Here is a 1,569-nt window from a genome sequence, read left to right on the forward strand (position 1 = left end):
GCTTTTCTGCCGTATCAATCCCTCTTAATGGCACTGTAAGAAGAACGGTTAAAACAAGAAAGTATGAAAACACTACTCTGAAGGAGATTGCCAATCAGATTGCAACTGAAAATGAACTTAAATTTATGTGGGATTGTGAAAGTAACCCTCATTATGACAAAGTTGATCAGGAGCGCATATCTGATTTAGATTTTCTGAAGAAATTATGTGAAGAAGCAGGTTTTACAGTTAAGGTTTCTGCAGAAACTCTAATTGTTTTCGACCAGACTAAATATGAAAAGCAGGAACCAATAAAGCTGTTAATTGAAAATGCTTCTCATATCTTATCCTGGTCTTTTGATGCTCAGCAGTCAGAGCGTTATAAGTCTTGCACTGTAAGATGGAGAAATGTTTCTAAAAAGTCTGCCTCTGGCAACAAATCATCTAAATCTGTTTATGATAGGCAGGCAATTTTAGATTCATATATTAATGGTTCAACTCCAAACAAAGGAGCAAAAACTAAAAAAGGCAGTACAGCAACAAAAGCTGAATATATTGATTACACCTATGATGATCCTGATGTTGATGATAGCGGTCAGGTTTATGTCTTAAAAAGACGTTGTACTTCACTTGCAGAGGCAAAACGTTTGGCCAAAGCAAAACTGAGACAGCTTAATTCAAGGCAGTTAACAGGTTCTCTTTCCATGATAGGTGATCCGTTAATGTGCGCAGGTTCAGTAATCAAGCTGATTGGTTTTGGGTCTTTTGATGGAAACTTTATTATTGAAAAAGCCACTCACACTATGAGTAGCAGTGGATATGTAACTTCAGTTGATGTTAGAAGAGTTAATAACAAATATTAGCTTAAAGCGATAAATGAGATTACAGATAAGACAACGATCCAACTTAATAAGTCAGGATGAAGCAAACATTTAACAGCTTCAAGTAAACAGACAATTATCATACAAAACTGACTAAGCAATGATTTTTCTTCCTTAGAAGAAAGAACATCACAGCCTGTAGCGCAATTCTTGTAATGATTGTATTTTTCAAACATATCTTTACTCCTTTTTCTTTTAATTATAGGACATTTTCTAATGATTAGTGAACAGATCAGGTCCTTCCTGATGAATATTATCAGGGTTGGAGAGGTCACAAAAACTGTACCTGCAAAGCACATGGTTAGAGTAGCTTTTCCTGATGATGGGGATGTAAGTCATGAACTCCCAGTAATATGTCCTAATACAAAAGATAATTCTGATTTTCATATGCCTGATGTTGGAGAAGATGTTTTATGCGTTTTTTTACCAGGAGGCATTGAGGATGGTTTTGTTTTAGGCTCCTTTTATGCCCCTGAAGTTGCGAGACCTACAGCTAATCAGGATGAACGCAAAGTTAAATTCAAAGATGGAACCACTGTTACATATAACCGTGCTACACATGAACTGGATGTTGTTATAGAAGGCACTCATATTCATGCTGATAGGACAAAGGTTTACATCACCACACCTCAGGAAGTCAACATCAATACAACAAATGCCAATATAACTGCAAGTGGTAATATCACAATGCAGTCCGGAGGTGATACCA

Annotated in this window: 2 protein-coding genes; both read left to right on the top strand. The window is 36.4% G+C overall.

Features of this window, described 5'->3' with window-relative positions; translation table 11 throughout:
• On the top strand, positions 1–842 hold an 842-nt coding region (locus ACJML3_RS07155; RefSeq protein ID WP_406021905.1), incomplete at its 5' end, for a phage late control D family protein.
• A gap of 264 nt (positions 843–1,106) precedes the next feature.
• On the top strand, positions 1,107–1,569 hold a 463-nt coding region (locus ACJML3_RS07160), incomplete at its 3' end, for a phage baseplate assembly protein V (RefSeq protein WP_406021907.1).

Origin of the sequence: Succinivibrio sp. (assembly GCF_045124615.1) — a bacterium.
Classification (GTDB): domain Bacteria; phylum Pseudomonadota; class Gammaproteobacteria; order Enterobacterales; family Succinivibrionaceae; genus Succinivibrio; species Succinivibrio faecicola.